Source organism: Nonomuraea sp. PA05 (assembly GCF_008086045.1).
GTDB classification, from domain to species: domain Bacteria; phylum Actinomycetota; class Actinomycetes; order Streptosporangiales; family Streptosporangiaceae; genus Nonomuraea; species Nonomuraea monospora.
Window position 1 is genome coordinate 72,370 of sequence record NZ_VSEY01000008.1, and the last position, 13,834, is coordinate 86,203.

General features: G+C 70.3%; 10 protein-coding genes. 4 read left to right on the plus strand and 6 right to left on the minus strand.

Annotation, left to right across the window (positions count from 1 at the left end):
- Nucleotides 1-10 precede the first annotated feature (10 nt).
- A complete protein-coding gene (locus FXF51_RS14640; protein WP_148434993.1) occupies nucleotides 11-6,238 on the plus strand; it encodes an RHS repeat domain-containing protein in 6,228 nt (2,075 codons plus the stop codon).
- A 61-nt stretch (nucleotides 6,239-6,299) separates the two neighbouring features.
- Here FXF51_RS14640 and FXF51_RS14645 read toward each other — a convergent pair whose 3' ends face one another.
- Nucleotides 6,300-6,851, minus strand: a complete 552-nt coding sequence (locus tag FXF51_RS14645) for a CAP domain-containing protein (protein ID WP_148434994.1) — start codon at nucleotides 6,849-6,851, stop codon at nucleotides 6,300-6,302.
- Nucleotides 6,852-7,069: 218 nt separating this feature from the next.
- Here FXF51_RS14645 and FXF51_RS14650 point away from each other — a divergent pair, with 218 nt between their 5' ends.
- On the plus strand, nucleotides 7,070-7,813 hold the full coding sequence (locus FXF51_RS14650; protein WP_262379522.1) for an alpha/beta fold hydrolase: 744 nt from the start codon (nucleotides 7,070-7,072) through the stop codon (nucleotides 7,811-7,813).
- Between the two features lie 44 nt (nucleotides 7,814-7,857).
- On the opposite strand, the gene FXF51_RS14655 is transcribed toward FXF51_RS14650, so the two are convergent.
- The 3 genes from FXF51_RS14655 to mce all read right to left on the minus strand — a co-directional run bounded on the left by FXF51_RS14655 (nucleotide 7,858) and on the right by mce (nucleotide 11,058).
- The gene (locus FXF51_RS14655; protein WP_262379523.1) at nucleotides 7,858-8,985 is read right to left on the minus strand and encodes an AI-2E family transporter; all 1,128 of its coding nucleotides are present in this window, start codon (nucleotides 8,983-8,985) and stop codon (nucleotides 7,858-7,860) included.
- Nucleotides 8,986-9,138: 153 nt separating this feature from the next.
- Entirely contained in the window at nucleotides 9,139-10,431 is a 1,293-nt protein-coding gene (locus tag FXF51_RS14660) for a DivIVA domain-containing protein (protein ID WP_148434997.1), read from the minus strand.
- Between the two features lie 201 nt (nucleotides 10,432-10,632).
- Nucleotides 10,633-11,058 carry a methylmalonyl-CoA epimerase gene (gene mce / locus FXF51_RS14665; protein ID WP_148434998.1) on the minus strand — a complete coding sequence of 142 codons (426 nt, stop codon included), beginning with the start codon at nucleotides 11,056-11,058 and terminating at the stop codon, nucleotides 10,633-10,635.
- An 85-nt stretch (nucleotides 11,059-11,143) separates the two neighbouring features.
- On the opposite strand from mce, the gene FXF51_RS14670 reads away from it, so the two are divergent.
- Nucleotides 11,144-12,331 carry an acetyl-CoA C-acetyltransferase gene (locus tag FXF51_RS14670; RefSeq protein ID WP_148434999.1) on the plus strand — a complete coding sequence of 396 codons (1,188 nt, stop codon included), beginning with the start codon at nucleotides 11,144-11,146 and terminating at the stop codon, nucleotides 12,329-12,331.
- 11 nt (nucleotides 12,332-12,342) lie between these two features.
- On the opposite strand, the gene FXF51_RS14675 is transcribed toward FXF51_RS14670, so the two are convergent.
- Nucleotides 12,343-12,717: a nitroreductase family deazaflavin-dependent oxidoreductase gene (locus tag FXF51_RS14675; protein WP_148435000.1), complete on the minus strand. Its 375-nt coding sequence runs from the start codon at nucleotides 12,715-12,717 to the stop codon at nucleotides 12,343-12,345.
- Nucleotides 12,718-12,776: 59 nt separating this feature from the next.
- Here FXF51_RS14675 and FXF51_RS14680 point away from each other — a divergent pair, with 59 nt between their 5' ends.
- On the plus strand, nucleotides 12,777-13,457 hold the full coding sequence (locus FXF51_RS14680; protein ID WP_262379525.1) for a TetR/AcrR family transcriptional regulator C-terminal domain-containing protein: 681 nt from the start codon (nucleotides 12,777-12,779) through the stop codon (nucleotides 13,455-13,457).
- Nucleotides 13,458-13,460: 3 nt separating this feature from the next.
- On the opposite strand, the gene FXF51_RS14685 is transcribed toward FXF51_RS14680, so the two are convergent.
- A complete protein-coding gene (locus FXF51_RS14685) occupies nucleotides 13,461-13,823 on the minus strand; it encodes a hypothetical protein (RefSeq protein ID WP_148435001.1) in 363 nt (120 codons plus the stop codon).
- Nucleotides 13,824-13,834 lie beyond the last annotated feature (11 nt).

A 13,834-nucleotide genomic window follows, 5' to 3' on the forward strand; every position in this document is an offset into this window, starting at 1 on the left:
GGAGAGGTACATGGACCCGCAGGATGAGTTAGACCTGCCCGAATCCCGCTGGAATCGTTTTCAGGCCACCGACGAACCCCACCTTCCCGACACGTCCTGGAACAACTACCGGGACGAGGCCAAGCCCGAGTCTCCCTGGCCCCGCAGGCTCGCGGCCTCCCTCGCGATCGCCGTCACCGTGCCGCTGGTCTACGCGATGCCCGCGCAGGCCGCGCCGCGGGAGGCCCCGTCGGTGCAGCGCGAGGCTCCAGTCACGGGCACCGGCGTGCCGGTGACGCCGCCGCTCGCCGATCCCGTGCAGAAACAGGCGTGGAAGGCGCCACCAGGCATCACCTGGCCCAAACCGCAGAAGGCGGAGCTGAGCAAGAGCGCCAAGTCCGTCGCGGGGTTCCCTGTGCAGGTGGCCGCCGACAAGAGCGCTGACCTGAGCGCCGATCCGGTGAGCGTGGAACTGCTCGAGACCGACCGGCTCGGCCTGGCGATGCGGGTGTCACCTGGACAGGGCGTCGCGGTGGCTGCCAAGGCCGCGAAGAAGACCCCGCTGAAGATCGACTACTCCGGCTTCCGCTACGCCTACGGTGGCGACTACGGCGCCCGCCTCGGCATGGTCAAGCTGCAGGAGTGCGCGCTGAAGTCGGCCACGGCGACCGCGAGCTGCCCGCAGCCCGAGCCCGTCAAGAGCACCAACGACCCCAAGACGGGCACGCTGAGCGCCGAGGTCGAGGCCGGAGCCGTGTACGCGCTGGCCGCCGCCGCGTCCGGCCAGTCCGGCGACCACTCGGCCACCTCGTTGTCCCCGGCGGCCGACTGGAGCGTCGGCACCCAGTCCGGCGACTTCTCCTGGGGTTACGAGCTGCGCGTGCCGCCCGCGCTGGGCGGCGACGAGCCGGAGGTGGCGCTCTCCTACTCCTCGCAGAGCGTGGACGGCCGCACCGCCTCCACCAACAACCAGGCGTCCTGGGCCGGTGAGGGCTTCGAGCTGAGCCCCGGCGGCTACATCGAGCGCCGCTACAAGTCCTGCATGATCGACGGCAAGAAGACCGGCGACCTGTGCTGGGACCAGGAGAACGCGGCCCTCACGCTGGGCAGCACCACCGTCGAGCTGATCAAGGACGCCACGTCCAAGCAGTGGCGGCCCAAGCGCGACGACGGCACCCGCGTCGAGGCCCTCACGGGCGCGACCAACGGGGACAACAACGGCGAGTACTGGCGGGTCACCACGCCCGACGGCGTCCAGTACACCTTCGGCCTGAACCGCCTGGCCGGCTGGGCGACGGGCAAGGCCGAGACCAAGTCGGTCCAGACGGTGCCGGTGTTCGGCAACAACAGCGGCGAGCCCTGCTACAACAGCACCCCGGCCAACGCCTGGTGCCAGCAGGCCTACCGGTGGAACCTGGACTACACCGTCGACACCCACGGCAACGCCACCACCTACTGGTACACGCAGGAGAAGAACTACTACGGCCGTAACGGCAAGCCCGAGCTGGGCACCGTCTACGACCGCGCCGCGTACCTGAGCCGCATCGACTACGGCTACCTCAAGGGCGAGCTGTTCACCAAGACGCCGGCGACGCGCGTGCTGTTCGAGGTGGCCGAGCGCTGCCTGCCCAGCGGCACGATCACCTGCGCGCCCGCGGAGCTGAAGAAGGAGACCGCCAGTAGCTGGCCGGACGTCCCCTTCGACCAGATCTGCGACTCGGGCGTGAAGTGCACCGACCGGACGGCGGCGACGTTCTTCACCCGCAAGCGGCTGACCAAGGTCACCACCCAGGTGCTCAACGCGGCCGGGCAGTACTACGCGGTGGACTCGTGGGCGCTGAAGCACCAGTTCCCCGCCTCGGGCGACGGCCTCAGCCCCGCGCTGTGGCTGGCCTCGATCCAGCAGAGCGGGCACGTGGGCGGCACGCTGACGCTCCCGCCGATCACCTTCATCGGGATCCAGCTCCCCAACCGGGTGGACACGACGGAGGGCCGGGCCCCGCTGGTCAAGTGGCGCGTGCAGGCGATCAACAACGAGTCCGGCGGTGAGCTGCGGATCAACTACGCGCCCGCCGAGTGCCAGGCCGGCGCGCTGCCGGCCGCCGACAAGAACACCAAGCGGTGCTTCCCGCAGCGCTGGGCGCCCCCGAACGAGGGCGAGGTGACCGACTGGTTCCACAAGTACGTCGTCGCGCAGACCGTCGAGGTGGACCGCGTCGCGGCCTCGCCGAGCGTCGTCACCAGCTACGAGTACCTGGACGGCGCGGCCTGGCGCTACGCCGAGAACATCCTCGTCAAGCCCGAGCACCGCACGTGGTCGGACTTCCGCGGGTTCGGCCGGGTCAAGGTGCGCGAGGGCGACGGGCAGGACACCAAGCGCACGCTGACGGAGTTCCGCTACTTCCGCGGCATGCACGGCGACAAGCAGGCCGACGGCACCAAGCGCAGCGTGCAGGTGGAGGACACCGAGGGCGGCAAGCTCGACGACCTCGACCAGTACGCCGGCCTGGAACGGGAGGAGATCCTCTACGACGGCGACGGCGGGCCGGTCTCGACCGCGACCGCCGAGGAGCCGTGGTCGGCCAAGACGGCCGAGTCCACGCAGGGCGGCGTCACCAAGGCCGCCCACATGGTCCAGGCCAAGTCCATGGTCACCCGCACCGCGATGCCAGGGGACAAGTGGCGGCGTACCGGCGAGGAGCGCTCGTACGACGCCAAGGGCCTGCTCCTCCAGGTGGATGAGAAGGGCGACCTGGCCACCGCGGACGACGACGTGTGCACCCGCTACACCTACGCCCGCAACGACACGTCCTGGATGATCGACTACCCGAGCAGGGTCCAGAAGGTCGCCGCGGGCTGCGGCACCGGGGTCTCCACCCTCGCCGCCGGCGACGTGCTCGGCGACGAGAAGATCGCCTACGACAACCAGGCGCACGGTCAGCCCCCGACCAAGGGCGACGTGACCTCGGTGCAGGAGCTCGTCTCCGCCGACGGCCAGACGATCACCGGCAGCACCCACACCTACGACGTCTACGGCCGGGAGACCAGCGAGACCGACCCGGTCGGAACCAAGTCCGTCACCGCCTACAGCCCGGCCACGGGCGGCCCGGCGACGGAGACCACCGAGACCAACCAGCTCGGTCACGTCGAGCGCACGCAGGTCGAGCCGGCCTGGGGCGAGCCCGTCTCCGAGGTCGACGCCAACAACCGCCGCGTCGACATGGAGTACGACGCGCTCGGCCGCCTGACCAAGGTCTGGCAGGCCGACCGCAACAAGGCCGCGGGGCAGTCGCCCAGCACCGAGTACGTCTACACGGTGCGCAACAACGGCCCCAGCATCGTCACCACCAAGACGCTGGGCGCGGACGGCGCGTACACCGTCAGCCACGAGCTGTACGACGGCATGATGCGCAAGCGCCAGACCCAGGAGCCCGCGCCCACCGACGACCAGGCGAGCGATCCCGCGCTGCGTGACGGGCGCACGATCACCGACACCTTCTACAACTCCCAGGGCGAGGAGTACAAGACCAACACCGGCTACTTCGCCACGGGCACGCCGTCCACCGACCTGCTGGCGGTGGCCGACGCCGTGGTCCCGAACCAGGTGGTGTCGCTGTTCGACGGCACGGGCGACGCCAACGCCGAGGTGCTCAAGGCCAAGGGCGTGGAGAAGTACCGCGTGACCGCCAAGGAGGAGGGTGACCGGCTGCACGTCACCCCGCCGCCGGGCGGCACGGCCACGACCCGCATCGGTGACGCCGAGGACCGGCTGATCGAGCTGCGCCAGTACAAGGGCGCGACCCCGACCGGCGACTACGAGGCCACCAAGTACACCTACGACCAGGCCGGGCGCCTGGCCACGGTGACCGACCCGGCGGGCAACGTCTGGCGGTACACCTACGACCTGCGCGGCAGGGAGATCAGGACGGAGGACCCGGACAAGGGCGTCACGACCACCACGTACAACGACGCCGACGAGATCGTCACCACCACCGACTCTCGCGGCAAGACCCTGTGGTACGGCTACGACGACCTGGGCCGCCAGACCCAGCTGCGCGAGGGCTCGTCCAGCGGCACCCTGCTGGCCGAGTGGAAGTACGACTCGCTGGCCAAGGGCGAGCTGCACGCGAGCATCCGGTACGTCGGCGGCCAGGCCTACAAGGCCGAGATCAACGCCATCGACGCCGACTACCGCACCCTGCGCCAGACCATCACCATCCCCGAGCGGGAGGGCAAGCTGGCAGGCTCCTACCAGCTCAACACCCGCTACACGCTCGACGACCAGGTCCAGTCGGTCAGCTTCCCCGCGGGCGGCGGGCTGGCGGAGGAGTCGGTCGTCTACAGCTACGACGGGCTCAGCCAGCCGACCAAGGTCACCGGCCTGTCGGCGTACGTGAGCGCGGCCCGCTACTCGAAGATGGGTGAGACCCTCCAGTACGAGCTGGGCGAGGGCAGCAAGAAGACCTGGCTGACCTACACCCACGACGAGTCCACCCGCAGGCTGACCAGCATGCGGCTGGACCGGTCGGGCGCCGCGGCCAGCGATCTGGACCTGAGCTACAGCTACGACGCGGCCGGCAACATCACCAAGATCGCCGACAAGGCCGTCCAGGACACCCAGTGCTTCAAGTACGACCATCTGCGCCGGCTGACCTCGGCGTGGACGGCCAACGACGACTGCGCCGCGGGCACCCCCACGGCCGCGACCATCGGCGGCGTGGCGCCGTACGCGTTCAGCTACGCCTACGACGTCACCGGCAACCGGACCAAGGAGACCAAGCACGGCTGGGGCGGCCTGGCCGACACCGTCCGCACCTCCACGTATCCCGCGGCGGGCGGCAAGCAGCCGCACGCGCTGCAGAGCGTCGGGTCGGACCTGTTCGAGTACGACGCGGCCGGCAACACCACCCGGCGCAAGGTCGGCAACTCCGACCAGAGCCTGGTGTGGGACGCCGAGGGCAACCTGGAGTCGGTGACCGAGGCCGGCAAGACGACCTCGTTCATCTACGACGCGGACGGCGACCGCCTGCTCCGCAAGACCGCCACGGACGCCACCCTCTACATCGACGACATGGAGCTGCGCCTCGACTACGCCAAGAACGTCGTCGAGCAGACCAGGTACTACACCTTCGGCGGCGAGGCCATCGCGGTGCGCATGCCGGACAACCAGGTCTACTTCATGGCCAACGACCACCAGGGCACCGCGCAGGCCATGGTGAACGCCGGCACCGGCGACATCGCCGTCCGCAGGCAGACCCCGTTCGGCGAGGACCGGGGCACGGCGCCACCGTGGTGGCCGGGACAGCGCGGGTTCGTCGGTGGCACCAATGACGCCACCATCGGGCTCGTCCACCTCGGCGCCCGTGAGTACGACCCGAGGAACGGCCGCTTCATCTCGGTGGACCCGATCATCGACGAGAGCGACCCGCAGCAGCTCAACGCCTACGCCTACGCCAACAACAGCCCGATCACGATGACCGACCCCGACGGCCAGTGGGTGTGGTTCGCCGTGGCCATCGGCATCAGGATCGCGGCGCGCATCGCGGCCAGGCGGGCGGCGCAGGCCGCCGCCAGACGGGCGGCGCTCGCCCTCGCCAGGCGCAGGGCGGCCGAGGCCGCCAGGAGGCGCGCGCTGGAGGCAGCCAGGAGGAGAGCCGCCGAGGCGGCCAGGAAGCGGGCCGCGGAGGCGGCCAGGAAGCGAGCGGCGGAAGCGGCGAGGAAGAGAGCAGCGGAGGCGGCCAGGAAGCGGGCCGCGATGCAGGCCAGGAAGAAGGCCGCACTGGCCAGGCAGCGGGCGGCAGCCGCGGCCGCCAGGCGCAGAGCGGCGGCGGCACAGCGCAGGGCCGCGGCGGCCAGGCGCCGGGCCGAGGCCGCGCGCAGGGCGGTGACCAGGCGGGCGAGCAGGCCCAAGGCCGCGGTCAGGCACCGGCCGGCGGTACGTCCGAGCAGCCGCAGGGCGACACAGCGGCAGGCGCCGCCCAAGGCCCAGCGGACGTCGGCGAACACCGGGCAGTCGCAGTCACGCGGGCTGAGCGAGGCTCAGAAGCGGTCGATCGACGAGCAGTTGGGCAGGGTGCGGCCCACCGGGGCCAGCACGAGGACCAGCAGGACCCAGACGGAAGGCATCGCCGACCAGGGCACCGGGAACGGCCCGGCGTCCAAGCCGTGGACCTCGGACTACCCGGCCGCGGGGTCGAAGGGCAAGACGATCCTCTGGCGGGTCTGGCAGCTCTTCAGGCCGATCGACAAGGCGACCTGACCCACGCCCTGATCCGCACAGTCTCCGGTGGCCGGCCTTCCGGCCGGTCACCGGAGCTTTTTCATGCCCGAAGCACGTTCTCCTGGTGCTCGCCCTCGACGTCGCCCGCGGGCTCGAAGACGAAGACGATGTACGTCTCGTAGTGCGAGGGGCCCTGGCCGGCCACGCGGGCCGCGCCCATCACCGTGCTGGACGTCCAGACGAGCCGGCTGAAGTGGCAGGGGCGGGGGTCGTCCCAGTCGTACGGCTCGGCGTACCAGGAGGCCACGGCCTGGGCGGCGTCGCTCATGCCCGTGCTCATGCCCGTGCTCATGCCCGTGCTCATGCCCGTGCTCATGCCCGTGCTCATGCCCGTGCTCATGCCCGTGCTCATGCCCGTGCTCCTGAACACGTTCTCGCCGGTGCCCGCCCTGATGTCGCCTGCCTCCCCGCGGGAGTGCGCGGCGGCCCTGGTCTTGGCGTAGTCGACCAGCAGAGCGTCCATGGTCAGGGGAGGGGCGTGGTGAAGGGCGCGGCGGGCGTTCGTCTCGCGCAACGCCTGGAGGAGGAAGTCGGCGTTGGTGGCGTCAGGGAGCGCGGGGCGGGTGCCTGCCATGCCTGTGGGACCTGTCATGCCTGTCACCTCGGAGTGCACGTCACTGTGCCTGGATTGTGCGCGTGAATTATTCGTAGGGCAATGTCAGATTTATGGCTGGTATGGGTCGAGTGCGGCTTTTGTCAGCGCACTAAGGGCCGATCGGCATGAACCGTTGAGTGATTGTCGCCGTGAACCGGGCTACCGTGTGATCCGTGCAGCTCTACAAGAGATCTGCCGGGACCGGGATCCCGGTTGTGCTGCTTCACGCGTTCCCGCTCTCGTCGGCCATGTGGCTGGCCCAGCGGGAAGGGCTGGCCAAGGTCTGCCGGGTCATCACCCCTGACCTGCGCGGCTTCGGCGGGTCGCGGCTGGGCGAGGACGAGCCCTCGCTCGATGTGATGGCCGACGACGTCGCCAGGCTGCTCGACGAGGAGGGCATCGACCGGGCGGTCGTCGGCGGGCTGTCGATGGGCGGTTACGTGACCATGGCGTTCTGCCGCCGTCACCCCGACCGGGTGCTCGGGGTGATCCTGGCGGACACCAAGGCCGCCGAGGACCCGCCCGCGGCCAGGGACAACAGGGAACGCATCGCGCAGGCCGTGCTGACCGAGGGCAGCGAGGTGCTGGTCACCGAGGTGCTGCCCGCGCTCATCGGGCGGACCACCAGGGAACGCAGGGCCATGGTGTTCGGCCGGGTCAAGGGGCTGGTGCAGTCCGCGCCGCCGGGCGCCGTGGCCTGGGCGCAGCGCGCCATGGCCGCGCGGCCCGACTCGTTCGAGACGCTGGGCGCGCTCAAGGTGCCGCTGCTGATCATCGTGGGGGAGGAGGACGAGCTGTCGCCGCCCTCCGACGCCGACGCCATGGCGCAGGCCGTGCCGGAAGGGAAGGTGGAGATCATCCCCAGGGCCGGGCATCTCAGCGCGGTCGAGCAGCCGGAGGCGTTCAACGCGGCGGTGATCGAGTTCCTCAAGGCCGAGCTGGGCGGAGGGCGCAGGTAGCCGGGGGCCCCGTCAAGCCCGATGCTCGCGGAGCGAGCCGGCGGTCAGGCCTGGTCCTGGCGGGGGAGCACCAGCTCGCGGATGATCAGCGAGATCGCCGCGGCCACCGGGATGGCCAGCAGGGCGCCGACGATGCCGAGCAGCGCGCCGCCGAACAGCGCGGCGATCACCGTCACCGCCGGCGTCACGTTCACCGAGTGCTTCATCACCCTGGGGTAGATGAAGTAGTTCTCGACCTGCTGGTAGGCCACGAAGAAGATGGCGCACGCGAGTCCGGCGGGCCACGAGTCGAGCAGCGCCACCGCGGTCACCAGCACCGCGCCGATCGTCGCGCCCACCAGCGGGATCAGGTCGGTCAGCGCCACCACCAGGGAGAGCGCGAGCGCGTACTGCACGCCCGCGATCGACAGGAAGATCCACGTCACCACGCCCGCGATGACCGAGATCAGCACGTTGCCCGCCACGTACCCGCCGATGCCTGACAGGATCTCCTCGGAGATCGCGCGCGTCCGCGTCCTGCGCGAGGCCGGGACCAGCTTGAGCAGGTAGTCCTTGATCGTGTGCAGCGAGCCGAGGAAGTACAGCATCAGCACCAGCAGCGTCACCGTGGTGAACACGCCGTTCAGCACCACCAGGCCCGCGCCCATGATGCCGGTCGCCAGCGACGGCCCCAGCGTGCCCGTCACGAACGTCCTGAGCTGCGGGAGGATCTGGTAGTCCTGGTCGAGCTGGCGCAGCGTCGGATGGTTGCTCAGCTCGGTGATGTAACCCGGCACCGCGTCGATGAACTCGGTGAGCTGCTTGCTCACCGGCGGCACGATCGCCAGCCCGAACAGCACGAACGCCACGATGACCCCGGCGAACACGATCGAGATCGCGCCCCGCCTGGCCAGGCCGCGCCGCTGGAGGGCCTCGACGGCCGGGTTCAGCCCGACGGCCAGGAACATCGCCACGACGATCAGGATGATCGTGCTGAGCGAGGCCACGATCATCTGGGCCAGCGCGATCGCCGTCAGCACGCCCAGGCCGCCGACCAGGCCGAACAGGAAGGGGCCGCGGGCGAACGGCTTGCCCGGCAGCCCGTACGACGAGGGGCCGGTCTCGTCCTTGACCTTTTCCTGGGCCTCCGGCTCTTCCTTCTGCGTGGTCACCGGCTCGACGTCTGCGGACAAGGGGGACACACTCCAGGGGGATCGGCAACACAGCATGACGGACTCGTACCACTTCGTACACGTCCGACGGCAAAGAGAGAGCCTAGCGACCATCAGGCCGCCAGGCTCTCCCCAGCCGTCATTCAGCCCCGTGTGTCTTCGCTTCGCCTGGCGCTACTCCTGCCACCACTCGGCGTCGTCGTCGGCCTTCTTGACCTCCACCTTGGGAGCGGGGGTCGTGGCCGGAGCCACCGGCTCGGCCACGGGCGCGGCGAGGGCGGGCTTCGGCGGGGCCGCGGTGACCGCGGGCTCGGGGTCCATGCCGGGCAGGGCGGCGCCGCCGAGGAGCTGGCGGAGCTGGGCCAGGTGGCTGGTGATGCTGTCACGCTGCCGGGTCAGCTCGTCGACCTGGCGCTGCATCGCCGTACGGGTGCGCTCGGCCTCGTTCTTCGCCTCGGTGACGATCGTCTCGGCGCTGCTCTTGGCGTCGGAGACGATGGTCTCGGAGCTCTTGCGGGCGTTGGCGACGAGCTGCTTGGCGTGCAGGTCGGCCTCGCGGCGGGTCTGCTCGGCCTGCTGCGTGGCCTTCGTGGCCCGCGACTCGGCGGTGGCGGCGCGCTGCTCGGCCTCGGCGACCAGCTTCTGCGTGGCGGCCTGCGCGGTGGCGTGGCGCTCGGCCTCCTGGCGCTCGGCCTCCTCGCGGCGGGAGGCGAGCTGGATCTCGAACTCCGCCTCGTCCTGGGCCCGCTTGGCCTCCGACTCCTCCAGCACCCGCTGCGCCTGCGCGCGCATCTCGTCGGCCTGCCGCTTGGCGGTCGTCAGCACCTCGTCGCGCTCGCGCTTGGTCGAGGCGCGGAGCTGGGCGACCTCGCGCTCGGTGGTGGTGCGCAGCTTGGCGATCTCCCGCTCGGCGTCCGCCCGCTTCTCCGCCACCTCGTGGTCGGCGGTGGCGCGCAGCTTGGCGGCCTCCCGCTCGGTGGTGTTGGTCAGCTCGTCGGCCTCGCGGCGCGCGGTCGAGCGGATGTCCTCGGCCTCCCGCTCGGCGGTCGTCCGCATCTCGTCGCTCTCGCGCGCCGCCTGGGCGCGCTTCTCGGCGGCCTCGGCCTCGGCGGCGGCCCGCACGTCGGCGGCCTCGACCTTGGCGGCGGCCTTGATCTCGTTGGCCTCGGACCTGGCGGCCTGGACGAGCTCGGTGGCCTGCTCCTCGGCCAGACGCAGGAGCTGCTCGATGCGGGCGCCGAGGCCGGAGTAGGTGGGGCGCTCCTGCTCCTGTAGCTGGCGCTGGGAGTCGGACAGGTCGCGCTGGAGGTTGCCGACCTGCTCGCGGGCCTGACGTAGCTCCCCGTCGAGCTGCTTGAGGTGATCGTGGACCTGGTGCCGGTCGTAACCCCGCAGCACGACGTCGAACTCGCGTGCTGGGGCATCCTCGAAGAAGTTGTTGAGCTGGGCGTCGATGTCGGACTGCATGGAGGCTCGATCCTGGGTTGTCGAGACGGCTACACGGGCCGGACGGGGGGTTCGGGGCATCCGTACCAGGAGCCTGTGCCTCTCGGCAGGCCCCATGTCCGGTGGAAGGTCAAGCGTACTCCGCTGGTGCCACCTGCGAAGCCCCGTCCATCTTTATGCGTGACTAGTTACATATGAACGTTTTTTACGTTTTGTGCGGGTTTACTCTTGCTTGGCCGCTTGGACCAGCTCGGTCAGCATCCCGCCCACGTCCTTGGGGTGCAGGAACGCGATCTGCGAGCCCATCGACCCATGGCGGGGCCGCTCGTCCAGGAGTCTCACACCCTTCTCGCCGATCGTGGCCATGGCCTCTTCGACGTCCGGAACCCCGAACGCCACGTGATGGACGCCTTCGCCCCGCTTCGCCAGGAATTTTCCCACAGGAGAGTCCTCGGAGAGGGGCTCCAGGAGCTGAATGTAGGAGCCCCCACCTTCGCCGTCGGCGATGTGCAGCATCGCCTCCTTGACTCCCTGCTCCTCGTTGACCTCCCTGGCCACGACCGTGAGCTCGAACGTCCGGGAGAAGAGCTCGATCTTCTCCTCCAGATCACGGCAGGCGATCCCGATGTGGTCGATCCGCATGAACATGTGTGGCCTACCTCCATGGCGAGCGACGGCGTACTCGTGGGTATCGTGTCAAAGACCGGACGCGCGAGCACAGGAGGCCGTTGTCATGTCCAGTTCCGTCATCGTCGCCGGAGCTCGTACCCCCATCGGCAAGCTCCTCGGCTCCCTGTCCGGCCTGCCCGCCGCCGAGCTGGGCGGCATCGCGATCAAGGCCGCGCTGGAGCGGGCCGGCGTCGCGCCGGAAGCCGTCGAGTACGTCATCATGGGCCAGGTCCTCCAGGCCGGAGCCGGGCAGATCCCCTCCCGCCAGGCCGCCGTCAAGGCCGGCATCCCGATGACCGTCCCCTCCATCACCATCAACAAGGTGTGCCTGTCGGGCCTCGACGCCATCGCCCTGGCCGACCAGCTCATCAGGGCCGGCGAGTTCGACATCGTGGTGGCCGGCGGCATGGAGTCCATGACCAACGCCCCGCACCTGCTGCCCGGCCTGCGCAAGGGCGTCAAGTACGGCGGCTCGCAGGTCGTCGACTCGATGGCGCACGACGGCCTGTTCTGCGCGTTCGACCAGTGCGCGATGGGCGAGTCCACCGAGCGCTACAACACCCGCCTCGGCATCGGAAGGCAGGAGCAGGACGCGCTGTCGGCCCGCTCCCACCAGCTCGCCGCCGCCGCCGTCAAGAACGGCGCCTTCGAGGACGAGATCGTCCCCGTCGAGATCCCGCAGCGCCGCGGCGAGCCGGTGGTCGTCAAGGAGGACGAGGGCGTGCGCGGCGACACCACGGTCGAGACCCTCGCCAGGCTGCGCCCCGCCTTCGCCGCCGACGGCACCATCACGGCGGGCTCCGCCTCCCAGATCTCCGACGGCGCCTGCGCCGTGGTCGTCATGTCCAAGGCCAAGGCCGAGGAGCTCGGCCTGCCCTGGCTGGCCGAGATCGGCCGCCACGGCAACGTCGCGGGCCCCGACGCGTCCCTGCAGTCGCAGCCGGCCAACGCCATCAAGCAGGCGATGGCCAAGCAGGGGGTCACGGCCGCCGACCTGGACCTCGTCGAGATCAACGAGGCGTTCGCGAGCGTGGTGCTGCAGTCGGTCAAGGAGCTGGGCGTGCCCCTCGACAAGGTCAACGTCAACGGCGGCGGCATCGCGCTGGGGCACCCGATCGGGGCCTCGGGCGCCAGGATCGTGCTGACGCTGGCGTACGAGCTCAAGCGGCGCGGCGGCGGGCTGGGCGCCGCGGGGCTGTGCGGCGGCGGCGGCCAGGGCGACGCCCTGCTCATCAGCGTCCCGAAGGCCTGATTTCCGCCCGTTCAGCTCGCGGCCAGGTCCATCCGTAAGAACTCGGTGATGCGCAGCACCTTCGGCGGGCGCGCCACCGTCCGCGGCAGGGCCTGGAACGCCTCCTGCTTCCCGACGAGGCGCGGCGCGGTCAGGCCCACCTCCTTGCCGTCGACCCGCAGGCGCGCGTCACCGGACGCCAGCACGTTCCGCACCCAGTCCGACTGCGAGCCGTACACCAGGATGAACAGGTAGCCGCCCTCGACCGGATGCGCGTCCATCGGCGTCCGGTAGGTCGCGCCCGACTTGCGGCCGACGTGCGTCAGCACCGGATACTTCCCGCTCGCGATCGCGCGCGGGTTGAACACCCGCTTGTTCACGTGGCCCCACCACAACGGCATCGGCATCGCGCATCTCCTTCGCACTCGCTGGCTTACACCTGTAAGGCTGACTTACGCTTGTAAGGTTGTCAATCGCCGATTTCCCCGGAGCCGTCGTGTCGCCACCCTCCCAACCGCTCAGCAGGGCACTCGTGCTGGAAGCCGCGATCAGGGTCGCGGACCGCGGCGGCGTGGAGTCCATCACGATGCGCAAGGTAGCGCAGGAGCTCGGCGTGGAGGCGATGTCGCTCTACCACCACGTGCCGAACAAGGACGCCGTCCTCGACGGCGTCGTCGACATGGTCTTCGACGCCATCCGGCTCCCCGCCCCCGGCGGCGACGACTGGCGCGACGCGATCCGGGCACGCGCCTGCTCCGCCCGCGAGGTCCTGTCGCGGCACAGCTGGGCCCTCGGCCTCATGGACTCCCGCCGCAACCCGGGCATGGCCACGCTGCGCCACCACAACGCCGTCCTCGGCGTGCTGCGGGAGGCGGGGTTCACGCTGCCGATGGCCGCGCACGCCATCTCGCTCATCGACAGCTACGTCGGCGGGTTCGTCCTCCAGGAGTCGAACCTGCCGGTCATGACGCCGGACGACGTCGAGGAGGTCGCGGGCAACATCTTGGAGCACCTGCCCGCCGACGAACTGCCGTACCTGGCGGAGATCATCGTCGATCACGCCATGCGGCCCGGCTACGACTACGCGAGCGAGTTCCTCTACGGCCTGGACCTGATCCTGGACGCGCTCGAAGCCCGCCGGGGCTAGCGCCTACTCCTCGTTGATCGTCTGATCTCCGCCGGCCTGGTAGATCCGCCCCTGCCCGGACGCCTCGGCACGCAGGTTGACGTTGGTCGTGCCGTCGCCGGTGGAGATGACGCCCGAGTTGTCGCCCCCGATGGCGACCGACCTCGGCCCCGACGCGGACACCCCTGGGGCTTCATCCGCTTGCGCCGGCCGGTCGCGCAGGCCGTGGATCGCCACCGCCAGCCCCGCCACGGTGCAGAACAGGCCGATCACACTGGCCAGCTTGTCGGCCTCGTCGAGCCCGACCCGTACGAAGTACCAGATCAGCGCCGCCGCGGCGACCACGGCGACCGCGGCCCCGCCCCACACCAGCCCACGCTTGCGCATACAGGCATCAT

What these genes read in the sequence shown, in the direction of transcription:
- FXF51_RS14640 (WP_148434993.1), top strand. Translation starts at nt 11, where the DNA reads ATGGACCCGCAGGATGAGTTAGACCTGCCCGAATCCCGCTGGAATCGT.
- FXF51_RS14645 (WP_148434994.1), bottom strand. Translation starts at nt 6,851, where the DNA reads ATGACAGGTCCCACAGGCATGGCAGGCACCCGCCCCGCGCTCCCTGAC.
- FXF51_RS14660 (WP_148434997.1), bottom strand. Translation starts at nt 10,431, where the DNA reads ATGCAGTCCGACATCGACGCCCAGCTCAACAACTTCTTCGAGGATGCC.
- mce (WP_148434998.1), bottom strand. Translation starts at nt 11,058, where the DNA reads ATGTTCATGCGGATCGACCACATCGGGATCGCCTGCCGTGATCTGGAG.
- FXF51_RS14670 (WP_148434999.1), top strand. Translation starts at nt 11,144, where the DNA reads ATGTCCAGTTCCGTCATCGTCGCCGGAGCTCGTACCCCCATCGGCAAG.
- FXF51_RS14675 (WP_148435000.1), bottom strand. Translation starts at nt 12,717, where the DNA reads ATGCCGATGCCGTTGTGGTGGGGCCACGTGAACAAGCGGGTGTTCAAC.
- FXF51_RS14685 (WP_148435001.1), bottom strand. Translation starts at nt 13,823, where the DNA reads ATGCGCAAGCGTGGGCTGGTGTGGGGCGGGGCCGCGGTCGCCGTGGTC.